Raw genomic sequence first — 15756 nt, forward strand, 5'->3', positions numbered from 1 at the left:
ACTGGTGCAGTTGAATTGCCAGCAGGTACCGAAATGGTGATGCCAGGTGATAACGTTTCTATCTCGGTAGCGCTGATTGCGCCAATCGCGATGGAAGACGGCTTACGCTTCGCTATCCGTGAAGGTGGCCGTACCGTTGGTGCTGGCGTCGTCGCTAAAATCATCGAGTAATTAGATTTAATCGAGTAAAACCTGCACTACAACCCGTGCAGGTTTTACATTAAAGAGTACAGGCCAATAGCTCAATTGGTAGAGTATCGGTCTCCAAAACCGAGGGTTGGGGGTTCGAGACCCTCTTGGCCTGCCAAACACCTAGTAGCTGATATCCAGTGATAGAGTGTGAAAAATATAAAGTTAAGGTTATGATCGATAAAATCAAACTGGCTTTGTCCCTGTTGTTGCTGGCTGTGGGGATTGCCGGTTTTTATCTTTTAGAAGATAAAGCAATGGTTGTTAGAATACTTGCCGTCCTGGCAGGTATTGTCGCGTCTGTAGCGGTGGCATGGACTGCCCCGCAAGGCAAACAGGCGCTTAGCTTTTTTAATGAGTCGATTGCGGAAGCAAAACGTGTTGTTTGGCCAACGCGTCAGGAAACCATGCAAACCACACTGGCGGTGATTGTGCTGGTAATGATTATGGCTGCATTCCTGGCGTTGGTAGATATCGGTTTTGCTTACATGGTGCAATGGATTATGGGTCGAGGTGCTTAATGTCATCAATGCGTTGGTATGCAGTTCAAGCGTTCTCCGGCATGGAAAAATCCGTTAAAGCCGGTTTGGAAGAGCGTATTGTAAGGGCTAACTTACAAGATCAATTTGGTGACATTCTGGTGCCGGTTGAAGAAGTTGTTGAGATGAAGGGTGGTCAAAAGACCATCTCAGAGCGTCGCCTGTACCCGGGTTATGTGCTGGTGCAGATGGAAATGACAGACCAGAGCTGGCATTTGGTAAAAAGCACACCACGTGTAACTTCTTTCATTGGTGGCTCAGCGCAACGTCCTACCCCTATTAAAGATAAAGAAGTTGAGATTATTCTGCGTCGTATGGATGACAGTAAGTCAAATCCGACACAGAAAATGACCTTCGAAAAAGGCGAGAGCGTGCGCGTGATCGACGGTCCATTCAAGGATTTCTCAGGTAGTGTCGAAGAGATCAATTACGACAAAAACAAAGTGCGCGTTTCTGTAGTGATTTTTGGTCGTGCGACACCGGTTGAACTGGATTTTGCGCAAGTCGAAAAAGAAATTTAAGACATTGATTAGCAACAGTTTAGTAGTAAACGTTTAGTAGTAATTTTCAACGGGGAGCTCAAAGAGCGCTTGTACCCATTTAAGGAGTCAAAAATGGCAAAGAAAGTCATTGGCTACATCAAGCTGCAGATCCCTGCAGGTAAAGCCAACCCAAGCCCACCAGTCGGTCCAGCACTGGGTCAACGTGGTTTGAACATCATGGAATTCTGTAAAGCGTTTAACGCTGCCACACAAGGCGTTGAACCAGGTCTGCCAGTACCAGTCGTGATTACTGCGTTTGCTGACAAGAGCTTTACTTTTATCATGAAAACCCCGCCAGCAACGGTGCTGATTAAAAAAGCCGCCAAGCTGGAAAAAGGTTCTGCACGTCCTCATACAGACAAGGTTGGTAAAATCACTCGTGCGCAAGCTGAAGAGATTGCTAAAACAAAAATGCCTGACCTGACAGCGTCTGACATGGATGCTGCTGTACGTACCATCGCTGGTAGCGCACGCAGTATGGGTATCGAAGTGGAGGGTGTATAACATGGGTAAAAGAATTGATGCGTTGCGCGCGAAAATTGACCGCAACAAACTGTATCCAGTAAGTGATGCACTGAATCTGGTTAAAGAAGGCGCTGCTGCCAAATTTAACGAATCTGTTGATGCAGTAGTAAACCTGGGTATCGACCCACGTAAATCTGATCAGCTGGTTCGTGGCGCGATTGTATTGCCTAACGGTACCGGTAAGTCTGTACGCGTTGCTGTGTTTGCACAAGGCGCACAAGCGGAAGCGGCTAAAGCAGCTGGTGCGGACATCGTTGGTTTTGAAGACCTGGCTGAGCAAGTTAAAGGCGGCATGCTGGACTTTGATGTAGCGATTGCAACCCCTGATGCGATGCGTATCGTGGGTGCTCTGGGTCAAGTGTTGGGTCCACGTGGTTTGATGCCAAACCCAAAAGTAGGTACCGTGACACCTGATGCAGCGACTGCAGTAAAAAATGCTAAAGCTGGTCAAGTACAATACCGTACTGACAAAGGTGGTATCGTTCACTGCACTATCGGCCGTGCTTCATTCACAGTTGAGCAGTTGCAAGGCAATCTGGCAGCATTGCTGGATGCATTGAACAAAGCTAAGCCAACAAGCTCCAAAGGTGTATACCTGAAAAAACTCTCCGTTTCCAGCACTATGGGTCCTGGCGTTCGTGTAGATCAAACTTCAGTAGCAGCTTAAGAATCAAGTCCTGATCCATCACGGATCAGGCAAGTACTTTGGGCTTGAGTCATCATCGAATTTAATGCGGACTCAAGAGCATCAAAGACCGTTGGTGTTTTACTTAATTGATAAGTGCGTTGTGAGTGGGTGAGAAATCCTCTGCTTGCAGGTATTTAAAAGCCAACGCAGATGGCGATCCCCGAAACAGGATATATCCATGCCCTGAATAAGGACGCCGTGAGTGGCTCGATGTGAGTCGGGCTTTCATTAACGGAAGGAGAACAGACCTTGAGTCTTAATCTTACAGAGAAAAAAGAAGTCGTTGCCGAGGTAATCGCACAAGTGGCGAATGCACAGTCAATCGTACTTGCCGAGTATCGTGGTATTGGCGTTGCCAATATGACGAAACTGCGTGCAGATGCGCGTGATGCAGGTGTATATCTGCGTGTGTTGAAAAATACCCTGGTTCGTCGTGCGGTAGAAGGGTCACCTTTTGCAGCATTGGCTGACGACATGGTTGGTCCACTCGTATATGGTATTTCTGCAGACGCAGTGGCCGCTGCTAAAGTGATGAGCAACTTTGCCAAAAGCAATGATCAGTTCAAGCTAGTAGCAGGTGCGATGCCTAATGAGCGTCTGGATGCTGCCGGTGTGCAAGCATTAGCGTCTACATTGAGCCGCGAAGAGTTGCTGTCCAAACTGGCTGGTATGCTCAACGAAATCCCAACCAAGTTTGCTCGTGCCGTTGCAGCAGTACGCGACGACAAAGAAAAGCAAGCGGCTTAATTTTAATCAAATTTATTTTAGGAAATTATTATCATGGCAATTTCAAATGCTGATATTTTGGATGCAATCGGTAACAAAACCGTATTAGAACTGACCGCATTCATTAAAGAAATCGAAGAGAAGTTTGGTGTTTCTGCTGCTGCTGTTGCAGTTGCTGGTGGCGCTGCTGCCGGTGCTGCTGCACCTGCTGCGGCTGAGCAAACTGAATTCAATGTTATCTTGAACAGCGCTGGCGACAACAAAGTTAGCGTGATTAAAGCGGTTCGTGAATTGACTGGTCTGGGCTTGAAAGAAGCTAAAGACGTAGTTGACGGCGCACCTAAAGCAGTTAAAGAAGGCGTAAGCAAAGCTGACGCTGAAGCTGCTGTTAAGAAATTGATCGAAGCTGGCGCGACTGCTGAATTGAAATAATTCATCATTGTGCTACTGGCAGGGCTGACGGGCAACCGTCGGCCTTCGCCGTTTCTGGCGTTACAGATTATTAATAGCTGTCATTGTCAGTGCAGGTGTTGTAAAAGTAGTGATGTGGCCGCATATAGTTAAGCTAGCGTAGTTAATTAAGTGGCTGTTTTTAAATGCGAAGTTAGATGTCAAAACATTGCAGTGGATGAAAAGTGTTTTGTCTTCTACCCTCAAAATCTCAGGAGACGCTATGAGCTATTCCTTTACCGAAAAGAAACGCATCCGCAAAAGCTTTGCTAAGCGCGACAGTGTTCAAGAGGTTCCGTACTTGCTGGCTATGCAGCTGGAATCTTACAAATCATTCCTGCAAGAAAATGTCGCAGTAGACCAACGTAAAGACCAAGGTCTGGAATCGACTTTCCGCTCCATTTTCCCTATCGTCAGCCATTCAGAGAATGCACGTCTGGATTATGTGAGTTACCAGTTAGGTGCAGAGCCGTTTGACGTCAAAGAATGTCAACAACGCGGCCTGACTTATGCCGTGCCATTGCGTGTTAAAGTGCGCTTGACCATCATGGACCGCGAAGCTTCCAAACCAACGGTGAAAGAAGTGAAAGAGCAAGAAGTGTACATGGGTGAATTGCCACTCATGACCGAAAACGGTTCTTTTGTCATTAACGGTACTGAGCGCGTCATCGTGTCCCAGTTGCACCGTAGCCCGGGTGTGTTCTTTGAACATGACCGTGGTAAGACACACAGCTCCGGTAAACTGCTGTTCTCGGCACGTATTATTCCTTACCGTGGTTCATGGTTAGACTTTGAGTTTGACCCTAAAGATTACCTGTATTTCCGCGTTGACCGTCGCCGCAAAATGCCAGTGACGATTCTGCTGAAAGCATTGGGTTACAACCCGGAACAAATCCTGGAAACATTCCACGATACTGACACTTTCCATATTGGTCCTAAAGGCCTGGAATTTGAGTTGGTAGCTGACCGCCTGCGTGGCGAAATGGCTAAATTTGATATCGCTGATAAAGACGGTAACGTGCTGGTCGCTAAAGACAAGCGGGTAACAGTTAAACATATACGCGACATTGAAAAAGCCGGCATTAAAGCGATGGCTGTGCCGACTGACTTCATTATGGGCCGTGCAATTGCCAGAAATATTATCGATACGGACAGTGGTGAATTGATTGCTAACGCAAACGATGAAATCACTCCGGCTTTGCTGGAAAAACTGGTGGCTGCAAAAATCAGTGAAGTCGATACCATTTACACTAATGACCTGGACCACGGTGATTTCATTTCGCAAACTTTGCGTAGTGATGAAATCCCAGACCAGTACAGCGCCCGTGTAGCGATTTACCGCATGATGCGTCCTGGCGAACCACCGACCGAAGATGCAGTTCAAGCCTTGTTTAACGGTTTGTTCTTCTCTGAAGATCGTTACGACCTTTCTGTCGTTGGCCGCATGAAATTTAACCGTCGTGCTTACCCAACCAAGCTGGAAGACCGTTCTGCTGCCTGGATCCGCCGTTTCTATGAAAAAGTAGGTCCACAAGGCGACACTGGTGCCAATGTGTTGTCAAACGAAGACATCCTGGCAGTGATTGGTGTATTGATTGAGTTGCGCAATGGCCGTGGCGAGATTGACGATATTGATCACCTGGGTAACCGTCGTATCCGTTCAGTGGGTGAATTGGCTGAGAACCAGTTCCGTGCCGGTCTGGTACGTGTTGAACGTGCAGTCAAAGAGCGTTTGTCTCAGGCTGAATCAGAAAACCTGATGCCGCATGACTTGATCAACGCTAAACCCGTGTCTAGCGCTATCCGTGAGTTCTTTGGCTCCAGCCAGTTGTCACAATTTATGGACCAGACCAACCCATTGTCCGAGATTACGCACAAACGTCGTATCTCAGCCCTGGGCCCAGGCGGTTTGACCCGTGAACGCGCAGGTTTCGAGGTGCGTGACGTACATACCACCCACTATGGCCGTGTATGTCCTATTGAAACGCCAGAGGGTCCGAACATTGGTTTGATCAACTCCTTGGCTTTGTACGCACGTACCAATGATTATGGTTTCCTCGAGACACCATATCGTTTGGTCGAAGGTAACAAAGTCAGCGATCAGATCAACTTCCTGTCTGCGATTGAAGAAAGCCAGTATGTAATTGCCCAGGCGAACACTGAAGTAGCGAAAGATGGCAGCTTTAAAGAAGATTTGATTTCTGCGCGTTTCCACAATGAATTTACGATGACGCAGCCGGAGCGCGTACAGTACATGGACGTGGCGCCAGGACAGATTGTATCTGTAGCGGCTTCGCTGATTCCATTCCTGGAACACGATGACGCGAACCGTGCACTGATGGGCGCCAACATGCAACGCCAGGCTGTGCCTTGTCTGCGTGCTGAAAAAGCCGTGGTAGGTACCGGTATTGAACGTACGGTCGCGATTGACTCGGGTACTGTAGTTACTTCCCGTCGTGGTGGTATCGTCGATTACGTCGATTCAGGCCGTATTGTGATTCGTGTACACGATGCTGAAGCGCAAGCGGATGAAGTCGGTGTCGATATCTACAACCTGACCAAATACACACGTTCTAACCAGAACACCAATATCAACCAGCGTCCGTTGGTTAAAGTCGGTGATGTGATCTCTCGCGGTGACGTGGTGGCAGATGGTGCTTCAACTGACATGGGTGAATTGGCTTTAGGTCAAAACATGCTGGTAGGCTTTATGCCTTGGAACGGTTATAACTACGAAGACTCGATTTTGATTTCCGAGCGCGTGGTGGCTGATGACCGTTACACTTCAATTCACATTGAAGAGTTGTCAGTAGTGGCTCGTGATACCAAACTGGGACCTGAAGAGATTACCCGGGATATTTCAAACCTGTCCGAGCGTATGCTGGGTCGTTTGGATGACTCCGGTATTATCTATATCGGTGCTGAAGTCGAAGCCGGTGACGTGCTGGTTGGTAAAGTGACACCTAAAGGTGAAACCACTTTAACCCCAGAAGAAAAATTGCTGCGTGCGATTTTCGGTGAAAAAGCTTCTGACGTAAAAGACACTTCACTGCGCGTGCCTTCAGGCATGACCGGTACGGTGATCGACGTTCAGGTATTCACGCGTGAAGGTATTGACCGTGATACCCGTGCACAGCAGATTATTGATGACCAACTTTCTCACTACAAAAAAGATCTGGGCGACCAGATGCGTATTGTGGAAGACGATACCTTTGGCCGTATCAGCCGTTTGTTGACTGGCAAAGCGGCTACCGGTGGTCCTAACAAACTGAAAAAAGGCGACAGCGTGACTGCTGAATACCTGGAAACAGTTGGCCGTTATGACTGGTTTGATATCCGCCTGAGCGACGAAGAAGCCGCACGTCAGCTGGAGCAGTTGAAAGACAGCTTGAGCCAGGCGCGTGTCGAATTCGATAACAAGTTCGAAGAGAAAAAACGTAAACTGACACAGGGTGACGAATTGCCACCAGGTGTACAGAAAATGGTTAAAGTCTATCTGGCAGTGAAGCGTCGTATTCAGCCTGGTGACAAAATGGCGGGTCGTCACGGTAACAAGGGTGTGATCTCCAAAATTTGTCCGGTTGAAGATATGCCGCATATGGCTGACGGTACCCCATTGGATATCGTGTTGAACCCACTAGGCGTTCCTTCACGTATGAATATTGGCCAGATTCTGGAAACCCACTTGGGTTGGGCTGCTAAAGGTCTGGGCAAACGCCTGGGCGACATGTTGCAAGCTGAAGCGAAAGTGGCTGAAATCCGTAGCTTCCTCGATAAGATCTACAATAGCAGCACTGGCAAGAAAGAAGATATTGCCGGCCTGACAGATGTGGAAGTTATCGACCTGGCTACTAACCTGAAACACGGCGTGCCATTTGCAACTCCGGTATTTGACGGTGCAGCAGAGTCTGATATTCGTGCCATGCTGGATCTGGCTTTCCCGGATGAAGACGAGCACACCAAGAAACTGCAATTCCATGCTGGCAAAACACAGGTCAAACTGTTTGATGGCCGTACCGGTGATGCTTTCGAGCGTCCGGTCACCGTAGGTTACATGCACGTGCTGAAACTGCATCACTTGGTTGATGACAAAATGCATGCACGTTCTACAGGTCCTTACAGCCTGGTCACACAGCAGCCATTGGGCGGTAAAGCGCAATTCGGTGGCCAACGTTTCGGTGAGATGGAGGTTTGGGCACTGGAAGCATATGGTGCGTCATACACCTTGCAAGAGATGTTGACTGTGAAATCGGATGACGTGAATGGTCGTACCAAAGTGTACGAAAACATCGTCAAGGGTGAGCACAAAATTGATGCGGGTATGCCTGAATCATTCAATGTGTTGGTGAAAGAAATTCGTTCACTGGCCATTGATATCGATTTAGACCGTAATTAATCCCGCCATTAAGGAGAGTCTCTATGAAAGCGTTATTAGATTTATTTAAACAGGTTACGCAAGAAGAAGAGTTTGATGCGATCAAAATCGCGTTAGCTTCACCTGAAAAAATCCGTTCATGGTCCTATGGCGAGGTTAAAAAGCCAGAAACTATCAACTACCGGACCTTCAAACCTGAGCGGGACGGTTTGTTCTGCTCCAAAATTTTTGGTCCTATCAAAGATTACGAGTGCTTGTGCGGTAAATACAAACGCCTGAAACACCGTGGTGTGATTTGCGAGAAGTGTGGCGTTGAAGTCACCTTGAGCAAAGTACGTCGTGAGCGTATGGGCCATATTGAGCTGGCTTCACCAGTGGCACATATCTGGTTCCTGAAATCCTTGCCTAGCCGCTTGGGTATGGTGCTGGATATTGCTCTGCGTGATATCGAGCGCGTGTTGTACTTTGAAGCATTCATCGTGATCGACCCAGGCATGACACCGCTGACACGTGGTCAATTGCTGACAGAGGATGACTACATCGCCAAGGTAGAAGAATACGGTGACGAATTCAACGCCGTGATGGGTGCTGAAGCGATTCGTGAGCTGTTGCGCACGATGGACATCAACCGTGAAATCGAAACCCTGCGTAGCGAATTGTCTGCGACTGGTTCTGAAGCCAAGATCAAGAAAATCGCCAAGCGCCTGAAAGTGCTGGAAGCGTTCCAGAAATCCGGCATCAAGCCAGAGTGGATGATCCTGGAAATCCTGCCGGTATTGCCGCCAGAATTGCGTCCGTTGGTACCGCTGGATGGTGGCCGTTTCGCTACCTCTGACCTGAATGACCTGTATCGTCGCGTGATTAACCGTAACAATCGTTTGAAACGCCTGCTGGAGCTGAAAGCGCCGGAAATCATCGTGCGTAACGAAAAACGTATGTTGCAAGAAGCGGTGGATTCACTGCTGGACAACGGCCGTCGCGGTAAAGTGATGACCGGCGCTAACAAGCGTCCGCTGAAATCACTGGCTGACATGATCAAAGGTAAGGGCGGTCGTTTCCGTCAGAACTTGCTGGGCAAACGCGTGGATTACTCCGGTCGTTCCGTAATTGTGGTTGGTCCACAATTGAAATTGCACCAATGCGGTCTGCCTAAGAAAATGGCGCTGGAACTGTTCAAACCATTCATCTTCCATAAACTGGAAGTGCTAGGTTTAGCGACAACGATTAAAGCGGCGAAGAAGAAAGTTGAAGAGGAAGGACCAGAAGTCTGGGATATCCTTGAAGACGTGATTCGCGAGCATCCGGTGCTGTTGAACCGTGCGCCTACGCTGCACCGTCTGGGTATCCAGGCATTTGAGCCGGTATTGATCGAAGGTAAAGCGATCCAGCTGCACCCATTGGTGTGTTCAGCCTTTAACGCCGACTTTGACGGTGACCAGATGGCTGTTCACGTGCCATTGAGCCTGGAAGCGCAAATGGAAGCCCGCACATTGATGCTGGCCTCTAACAACGTGCTGTCTCCAGCCAACGGCGAACCAATCATTGTGCCGTCACAGGATATCGTGTTGGGTCTGTATTACATGACCCGCGAAAAAGTGGCTGCTCGTGGCGAAGGCATGATCTTCAGTGATATCAAGGAAGTACAACGTGTGTACGACCAGGGCCTGATTGATCTGCATGCCAAGGTGACTGTGCGTATTAAAGAGTTTGAGCTGGATGTTGCCGGTGAAAAAACCGAAAAAATCAATCGTTACAATACCACGGTTGGTCGTGCATTGCTGTCTGAAATTCTGCCGCCTGGCTTGCCATACAGCTACATTGACAAGGCACTGAAAAAGAAAGAAATTTCACGCCTGATCAACGCCAGCTTCCGTAAAGTGGGCATCCGCGAGACAGTCATTTTTGCTGACAAACTGATGTATACAGGTTATTCCTACGCGACTAAAGCAGGTATTTCTATCAGCATTAACGATATGTTGGTGCCGCCAGAGAAAGAGCAATTGATTGCTGCTGCTGACGCTGAAGTGAAGGAAATTGAAGACCAGTATGTTTCCGGTCTGGTAACCCAAGGCGAGCGTTACAACAAGGTGGTTGATATCTGGGGACGTGCTGGTGACAAAGTGGCTGATGCCATGATGAAACAGCTACGCGAAGAAGATGTGAAAGACGCTGACGGTAACGTAGTGAAGAAAGACGGCAAAGTTGTCCGTCAGGAATCATTTAACGCGATTTACATGATGGCCGACTCCGGTGCCCGTGGTTCTGCGGCGCAGGTACGCCAGCTGGCTGGTATGCGTGGCCTGATGGCGAAACCGGATGGCTCTATTATTGAAACGCCGATCAAGGCGAACTTCCGTGATGGCCTGAACGTGTTGCAGTACTTTATTTCTACTCATGGTGCACGTAAAGGTCTGGCTGATACGGCATTGAAAACAGCGAACTCAGGTTACCTGACCCGTCGTCTGGTAGACGTGACACAAGATCTGGTAGTCACACAGATCGATTGCGGCACCGTTGATGGTCTGGTGACAAAAGCGCTGGTTAAAGGCGGTGAAGTCGTTGAGCCATTGCATGACCGTATTCTGGGTCGTACTGCAGCGCTGGATGTATTGCATCCTGAAACGCAGGAAGTGGTTTACGCAGCCGGTACATTGCTGGGTGAAGACGAAGTTGAAAAAATCGATGCCCTGGGTATCGACGAAGTCAAAGTACGTACAGCACTGACTTGCGACACACGTTACGGTATTTGTGCCAAGTGTTACGGTCGTGACCTGGGTCGCGGCAAGCTGATCAGCATCGGTGAATCCGTTGGTGTGATCGCAGCGCAATCTATCGGTGAACCAGGTACTCAGTTGACTATGCGTACCTTCCACATCGGTGGTGCGGTATCACGTGCGGCTTCAGTGTCACAGGTTGAGAGTAAGTCGAATGGTGTAGCTGGCTTTACGTCAACCATGCGCTATGTGACTAACTCACGTAACGAGCAAATCGTGATTTCACGTAACGGTGAAGTGGTGATTTCTGAAGACAATGGCCGTGAACGTGAACGCCATAAAGTGCCTTACGGTGCGACACTGACCATCACTGATGGTAAAACAGTGAAAGCCGGCCAGGCATTGGCGACATGGGATCCACATACCCGCCCGATTATTACCGAGTACGCTGGTCATGTGAAGTTCGAAAACGTTGAAGAGGGTGTGACCGTTGCCAAACAGGTGGATGAAGTAACCGGTTTGTCATCACTGGTGGTTATCGATCCTAAGCAGCGTGCTGGTTCGTCAAAAGGCCTGCGTCCACAAGTAAAATTGCTGGATGCTAACGGTGTGGAAGTGAAAGTTGCTGGTACTGATACGCCAGTGAACGTGACTTTCCAGCTGGGTTGCATTATTACGGTTAAAGATGGTCAGGAAGTTGGCGTGGGTGAAGTGCTGGCACGTATCCCGCAAGAATCTTCTAAAACCCGTGATATTACCGGGGGTCTGCCACGCGTAGCTGAACTGTTCGAAGCACGTTCACCGAAAGATGCCGGCATGCTGGCTGAGGTGACGGGTACTGTTTCGTTCGGTAAAGATACCAAAGGTAAACAGCGCCTGGTGATTACTGATCTTGATGGTATTACCAGCGAATTCCTGATTGCTAAAGACAAGCACGTAACTGCGCATGACGGTCAAGTGGTCACTAAAGGTGAGTCAATTGTTGACGGTCCGGCAGATCCGCAAGATATCTTGCGCCTGCAAGGTCGTGAAGCACTGGCACGTTACATCATCGACGAGGTGCAAGACGTTTACCGCTTGCAAGGCGTGAAGATTAACGACAAGCACATTGAAGTGATTGTGCGTCAGATGTTGCGTCGTGTCAGAGTGACGGATGCTGCTGATACCGGTTTCATTACGGGTGAGCAAGTTGAGCGCGCTGATCTGCTGACAGAAAATGAACGCGTAGTGGCTGAAGATAAACGTCCGGCAACTTTCGAGTACGTGTTGCTGGGTATTACTAAAGCTTCGTTGTCTACAGATTCATTCATCTCGGCAGCTTCCTTCCAGGAAACCACACGCGTGTTGACGGAAGCAGCAATCCTGGGCAAACGCGATGATCTGCGTGGCTTGAAGGAAAACGTCATTGTGGGTCGTCTGATTCCTGCAGGTACGGGTTTGGCTTATCATGAGTCCCGCAAGCGTGCAGCGATTGCATCACTGACACCAAACGTGGCAGAACCTTCACAAGCCATGTTGGCGGCTGAAGCGATGTTTGCACCTGAAGTGGCGGTAGAAGAGACTGCTGCAGACGATAGCGCGGCCGAGTAATTCGATCACTGTTGTCCCTGTTCTCAAGGGGTGTCTCGCATGAATAATGCTTGACACCCCTTGACTCATTTACTAAAATGCTGGGTTTCTCAGAATGGCCTTATTGTCTCAATAAGGCATTGTTGTTGATATGCCACCATACCTGAGTCTTCCTGCTCAAATGGTGGTTCTTAAAAAAGGTGAAGAGGTTAAGGCAATGCCAACCATTAATCAGTTAGTACGTAAGCCACGCGTTAAAGTGGTTACCAAGAGCAAGGTTCCAGCTTTGGAAGCTTGCCCACAAAAGCGTGGTGTATGTACTCGTGTGTACACCACAACACCAAAAAAACCAAACTCCGCGTTGCGTAAGGTTGCTAAGGTTCGTTTGACCAATGGTTACGAAGTCATTAGCTATATCGGTGGTGAAGGCCATAACCTGCAAGAGCATAGCGTGGTATTGCTGCGCGGTGGTCGTGTAAAAGACTTGCCGGGTGTGCGTTACCATATGGTGCGTGGTAGCTTGGATACGGCTGGTGTGAAAGACCGTAAACAGTCACGTTCCAAATACGGTGCTAAGCGTCCTAAAGAAGCTAAAGCTTAATTTTTAAGCTTACACAAGTTATTTCCATTTTTATAGCGGCTGAAATGCCTTGCGAGTGTAATTGCTAGCAAAAATTTAATTGAAAAGAGAATGTTATGCCAAGACGTAGAGAAGTCCCCAAACGTATTATCTTGCCGGATCCAAAATTTGGTAGCCAGGAAGTGTCCAAGTTTGTAAATGTGCTGATGACAGGTGGTAAGAAATCTGTTGCTGAACGTATCATTTACGGTGCCTTTGATCAGGTGGCCAGCAAGAGCGGTAAGGACCCGCTGGAATTATTCACCACAGCGTTGAATAATCTGCGTCCTGTTGTTGAAGTGAAGAGCCGCCGTGTTGGTGGTGCAAACTATCAGGTGCCAGTAGAAGTGCGCCCAAGCCGTCGCAGTGCGTTGGCAATGCGTTGGTTGCGTGATGCAGCGCGTAAGCGTGGCGAAAAATCTATGGGCCTGCGTTTGGCTGCTGAGTTGATCGAGGCCTCTGAAGGCCGTGGTTCAGCAATGAAGAAGCGTGAAGAAGTTCACCGTATGGCAGAAGCTAACAAAGCGTTCTCACACTTCCGTTTTTAATTAAACGACTCGTTCTTTAATAATTAGTTGAATTGATAGCAAAGGTAAACTACCGTGGCACGCAAAACCCCTATTGAACGCTACCGTAATATTGGTATTTCAGCGCACATTGATGCTGGTAAAACAACCACTACAGAACGTATTCTGTTCTATACAGGTGTAAACCATAAAATTGGTGAGGTGCACGATGGTGCAGCCACCATGGACTGGATGGAGCAAGAGCAGGAGCGTGGTATCACCATTACTTCAGCTGCGACAACCTGTTTCTGGAAAGGCATGGATCTTTCATTGCCTGAGCATCGATTCAACATTATTGATACCCCTGGGCACGTGGACTTTACCATTGAGGTAGAGCGTTCCATGCGTGTGCTGGATGGTGCCTGCATGGTTTACTGTGCAGTAGGTGGCGTACAGCCACAATCCGAAACTGTGTGGCGTCAGGCCAACAAGTACAAAGTGCCGCGTCTGGCCTTTGTCAATAAAATGGACCGTTCCGGTGCCGATTTCTTCAAGGTCGTAGAGCAAATGAAAACGCGCCTGCGCGCTAACCCTGTACCGGTGGTGATTCCTATTGGTCGCGAAGATACATTCACGGGTGTGGTTGACCTGCTCAAAATGAAAGCCATCATCTGGGATGAGGCTTCTCAAGGTATGAAATTCACTTACGGTGACATTCCTGCTGATCTGGTTGAGACTGCTAACAAATGGCGCGAGCAAATGGTTGAGTCAGCTGCTGAAGCTAGCGAAGACCTGATGAACAAATACCTGGAAAACGGTGAGCTGGAAGAGAAAGAAATCGTTTTAGGTCTGCGTACACGTACCATTGCTGGCGAAATTCAGCCTATGTTGTGTGGCTCAGCATTTAAAAACAAAGGTGTACAACGTATGTTGGACGCCGTTGTTGATTTCTTGCCATCGCCGATTGATATTGATGATGTGACCGGTGAGGATGACTACGGTAAACCTGCAAGCCGTAAAGCTGACGACAAAGAAGGCTTCTCGGCACTGGCATTTAAATTGATGACGGATCCGTTCGTTGGTCAATTGACGTTTATCCGTGTTTACTCTGGCGTGCTGAACAAGGGTGATACAGTTCTTAACTCTATCAAGAATAAAAAAGAGCGTATCGGCCGTATCGTTCAGATGCACGCTAACAACCGTGAAGAGGTTGAAGAGGTGTTGGCTGGTGACATCGCCGCCTGTATCGGCTTGAAAGATGTAACCACTGGTGAATCTTTATGTTCGCCAGACAAGCCTATCATTCTTGAGCGTATGGTATTCCCAGAGCCAGTGATTCACGTGGCTGTTGAACCAAAAACCAAAAGTGACCAGGAAAAAATGGGCTTGGCGTTGGGCCGTTTGGCACAAGAGGATCCTTCATTCCGCGTGCGTTCAGATGAAGAGTCTGGCCAGACAATTATTTCCGGTATGGGTGAGTTACACCTGGAAATTCTGGTAGACCGTATGCGTCGTGAATTCAATGTTGAGGCTAACGTGGGTGCGCCACAAGTGGCTTACCGTGAAGCGATTCGCAAATCAGTTGAAGTTGAAGGTAAATTCGTTAAGCAATCCGGTGGTAAGGGTCAATACGGTCACGTATGGCTCAAAATGGAACCTAACGAAGCTGGTAAAGGCTTTGAGTTCGTTGACCAGATCAAGGGTGGTACTGTGCCGCGTGAATTTATTCCTGCGGTTGAAAAAGGTCTGCGTGAAACCATTCCTGCAGGTATCCTGGCTGGTTTCCCGGTAGTTGATGTAAAAGTTACCTTGTTTGATGGTTCATACCATGACGTTGACTCCAACGAAAACGCATTTAAAATGGCGGCTTCTATTGGTTTCAAAGATGGTATGCGTAAAGCGGATCCAGTGTTGCTTGAGCCAATGATGGCGGTTGAAGTTGAAACGCCTGAAGACTACATGGGTGATGTGATGGGTGACTTGTCATCCCGTCGTGGCATCATCCAGGGTATGGATGACATGCCTGGTGGCGGTAAAGCGATTAAAGCAGAAGTGCCATTGTCTGAGATGTTTGGTTATTCCACTGTAGTACGTTCCTTGTCACAAGGTCGTGCCACTTACAGCATGGAATTCAAGCACTACTCTGACGCACCGAAAAACGTTGCTGAAGCAATCATCAACAAAAAATAATTTATTAAATTAAAGTATTAAATAAAAGGAAAACATCATGGCAAAAGGCAAATTCGAACGTACCAAGCCACACGTGAACGTTGGTACGATTGGTCACGTTGACCACGGTAAGACAACATTGACA

At 48.3% G+C, this 15756-nt stretch carries 12 protein-coding genes, 1 tRNA gene and 1 pseudogene; all 14 read left to right on the forward strand.

The genetic code is table 11. The features are described 5' to 3' along the window. A pseudogene (tuf, locus tag ASG24_RS14515) lies at positions 1-171 on the forward strand (elongation factor Tu); the annotation flags it as partial. A 60-nt stretch (positions 172-231) separates the two neighbouring features. Next, positions 232-307: transfer RNA gene (locus ASG24_RS14200), tRNA-Trp, on the forward strand. Between the two features lie 55 nt (positions 308-362). Then, positions 363-710 (forward strand): preprotein translocase subunit SecE, encoded by a 348-nt coding sequence (secE, locus tag ASG24_RS14205; protein WP_055831494.1) that lies wholly within the window; start codon positions 363-365, stop codon positions 708-710. Continuing rightward, the gene (gene nusG, locus ASG24_RS14210; RefSeq protein WP_055831496.1) at positions 710-1249 is read left to right on the forward strand and encodes a transcription termination/antitermination protein NusG; all 540 of its coding nucleotides are present in this window, start codon (positions 710-712) and stop codon (positions 1247-1249) included. Before secE ends, nusG begins: the two co-directional genes overlap by 1 nt. A gap of 93 nt (positions 1250-1342) precedes the next feature. Further along, a complete protein-coding gene (gene rplK / locus ASG24_RS14215) occupies positions 1343-1774 on the forward strand; it encodes a 50S ribosomal protein L11 (protein ID WP_055831497.1) in 432 nt (143 codons plus the stop codon). Between the two features lies 1 nt (position 1775). Next, positions 1776-2462: a 50S ribosomal protein L1 gene (gene rplA, locus ASG24_RS14220; RefSeq protein ID WP_055831499.1), complete on the forward strand. Its 687-nt coding sequence runs from the start codon at positions 1776-1778 to the stop codon at positions 2460-2462. A gap of 270 nt (positions 2463-2732) precedes the next feature. After that, entirely contained in the window at positions 2733-3230 is a 498-nt protein-coding gene (gene rplJ, locus ASG24_RS14225; protein WP_055831501.1) for a 50S ribosomal protein L10, read from the forward strand. A gap of 33 nt (positions 3231-3263) precedes the next feature. Next, positions 3264-3641 (forward strand): 50S ribosomal protein L7/L12, encoded by a 378-nt coding sequence (gene rplL / locus ASG24_RS14230; protein WP_055831503.1) that lies wholly within the window; start codon positions 3264-3266, stop codon positions 3639-3641. A gap of 241 nt (positions 3642-3882) precedes the next feature. Next, the gene (gene rpoB / locus ASG24_RS14235; protein WP_055831505.1) at positions 3883-8055 is read left to right on the forward strand and encodes a DNA-directed RNA polymerase subunit beta; all 4173 of its coding nucleotides are present in this window, start codon (positions 3883-3885) and stop codon (positions 8053-8055) included. Between the two features lie 23 nt (positions 8056-8078). After that, positions 8079-12338, forward strand: a complete 4260-nt coding sequence (rpoC, locus tag ASG24_RS14240) for a DNA-directed RNA polymerase subunit beta' (RefSeq protein ID WP_055872283.1) — start codon at positions 8079-8081, stop codon at positions 12336-12338. 196 nt (positions 12339-12534) lie between these two features. Next, positions 12535-12918 (forward strand): 30S ribosomal protein S12, encoded by a 384-nt coding sequence (gene rpsL, locus ASG24_RS14245; protein WP_018987692.1) that lies wholly within the window; start codon positions 12535-12537, stop codon positions 12916-12918. Positions 12919-13013: 95 nt separating this feature from the next. After that, positions 13014-13484 carry a 30S ribosomal protein S7 gene (rpsG, locus tag ASG24_RS14250; protein ID WP_019881216.1) on the forward strand — a complete coding sequence of 157 codons (471 nt, stop codon included), beginning with the start codon at positions 13014-13016 and terminating at the stop codon, positions 13482-13484. A gap of 54 nt (positions 13485-13538) precedes the next feature. Beyond that, positions 13539-15632 (forward strand): elongation factor G, encoded by a 2094-nt coding sequence (gene fusA / locus ASG24_RS14255; RefSeq protein WP_055831508.1) that lies wholly within the window; start codon positions 13539-13541, stop codon positions 15630-15632. A 37-nt stretch (positions 15633-15669) separates the two neighbouring features. After that, the coding region (locus tag ASG24_RS14520) for a GTP-binding protein (protein WP_033473206.1) at positions 15670-15756 on the forward strand (87 nt) is incomplete at its 3' end.

Origin of the sequence: Methylophilus sp. Leaf414 (genome assembly GCF_001425425.1) — a bacterium.
Classification (GTDB): domain Bacteria; phylum Pseudomonadota; class Gammaproteobacteria; order Burkholderiales; family Methylophilaceae; genus Methylophilus.

Excerpts from the sequence above, each read along its gene's own strand:
- secE (WP_055831494.1), top strand. The coding sequence starts at position 363 with ATGATCGATAAAATCAAACTGGCTTTGTCCCTGTTGTTGCTGGCTGTG.
- nusG (WP_055831496.1), top strand. The coding sequence starts at position 710 with ATGTCATCAATGCGTTGGTATGCAGTTCAAGCGTTCTCCGGCATGGAA.
- rplK (WP_055831497.1), top strand. The coding sequence starts at position 1,343 with ATGGCAAAGAAAGTCATTGGCTACATCAAGCTGCAGATCCCTGCAGGT.
- rplA (WP_055831499.1), top strand. The coding sequence starts at position 1,776 with ATGGGTAAAAGAATTGATGCGTTGCGCGCGAAAATTGACCGCAACAAA.
- rplL (WP_055831503.1), top strand. The coding sequence starts at position 3,264 with ATGGCAATTTCAAATGCTGATATTTTGGATGCAATCGGTAACAAAACC.
- rpoB (WP_055831505.1), top strand. The coding sequence starts at position 3,883 with ATGAGCTATTCCTTTACCGAAAAGAAACGCATCCGCAAAAGCTTTGCT.
- rpoC (WP_055872283.1), top strand. The coding sequence starts at position 8,079 with ATGAAAGCGTTATTAGATTTATTTAAACAGGTTACGCAAGAAGAAGAG.
- rpsL (WP_018987692.1), top strand. The coding sequence starts at position 12,535 with ATGCCAACCATTAATCAGTTAGTACGTAAGCCACGCGTTAAAGTGGTT.
- rpsG (WP_019881216.1), top strand. The coding sequence starts at position 13,014 with ATGCCAAGACGTAGAGAAGTCCCCAAACGTATTATCTTGCCGGATCCA.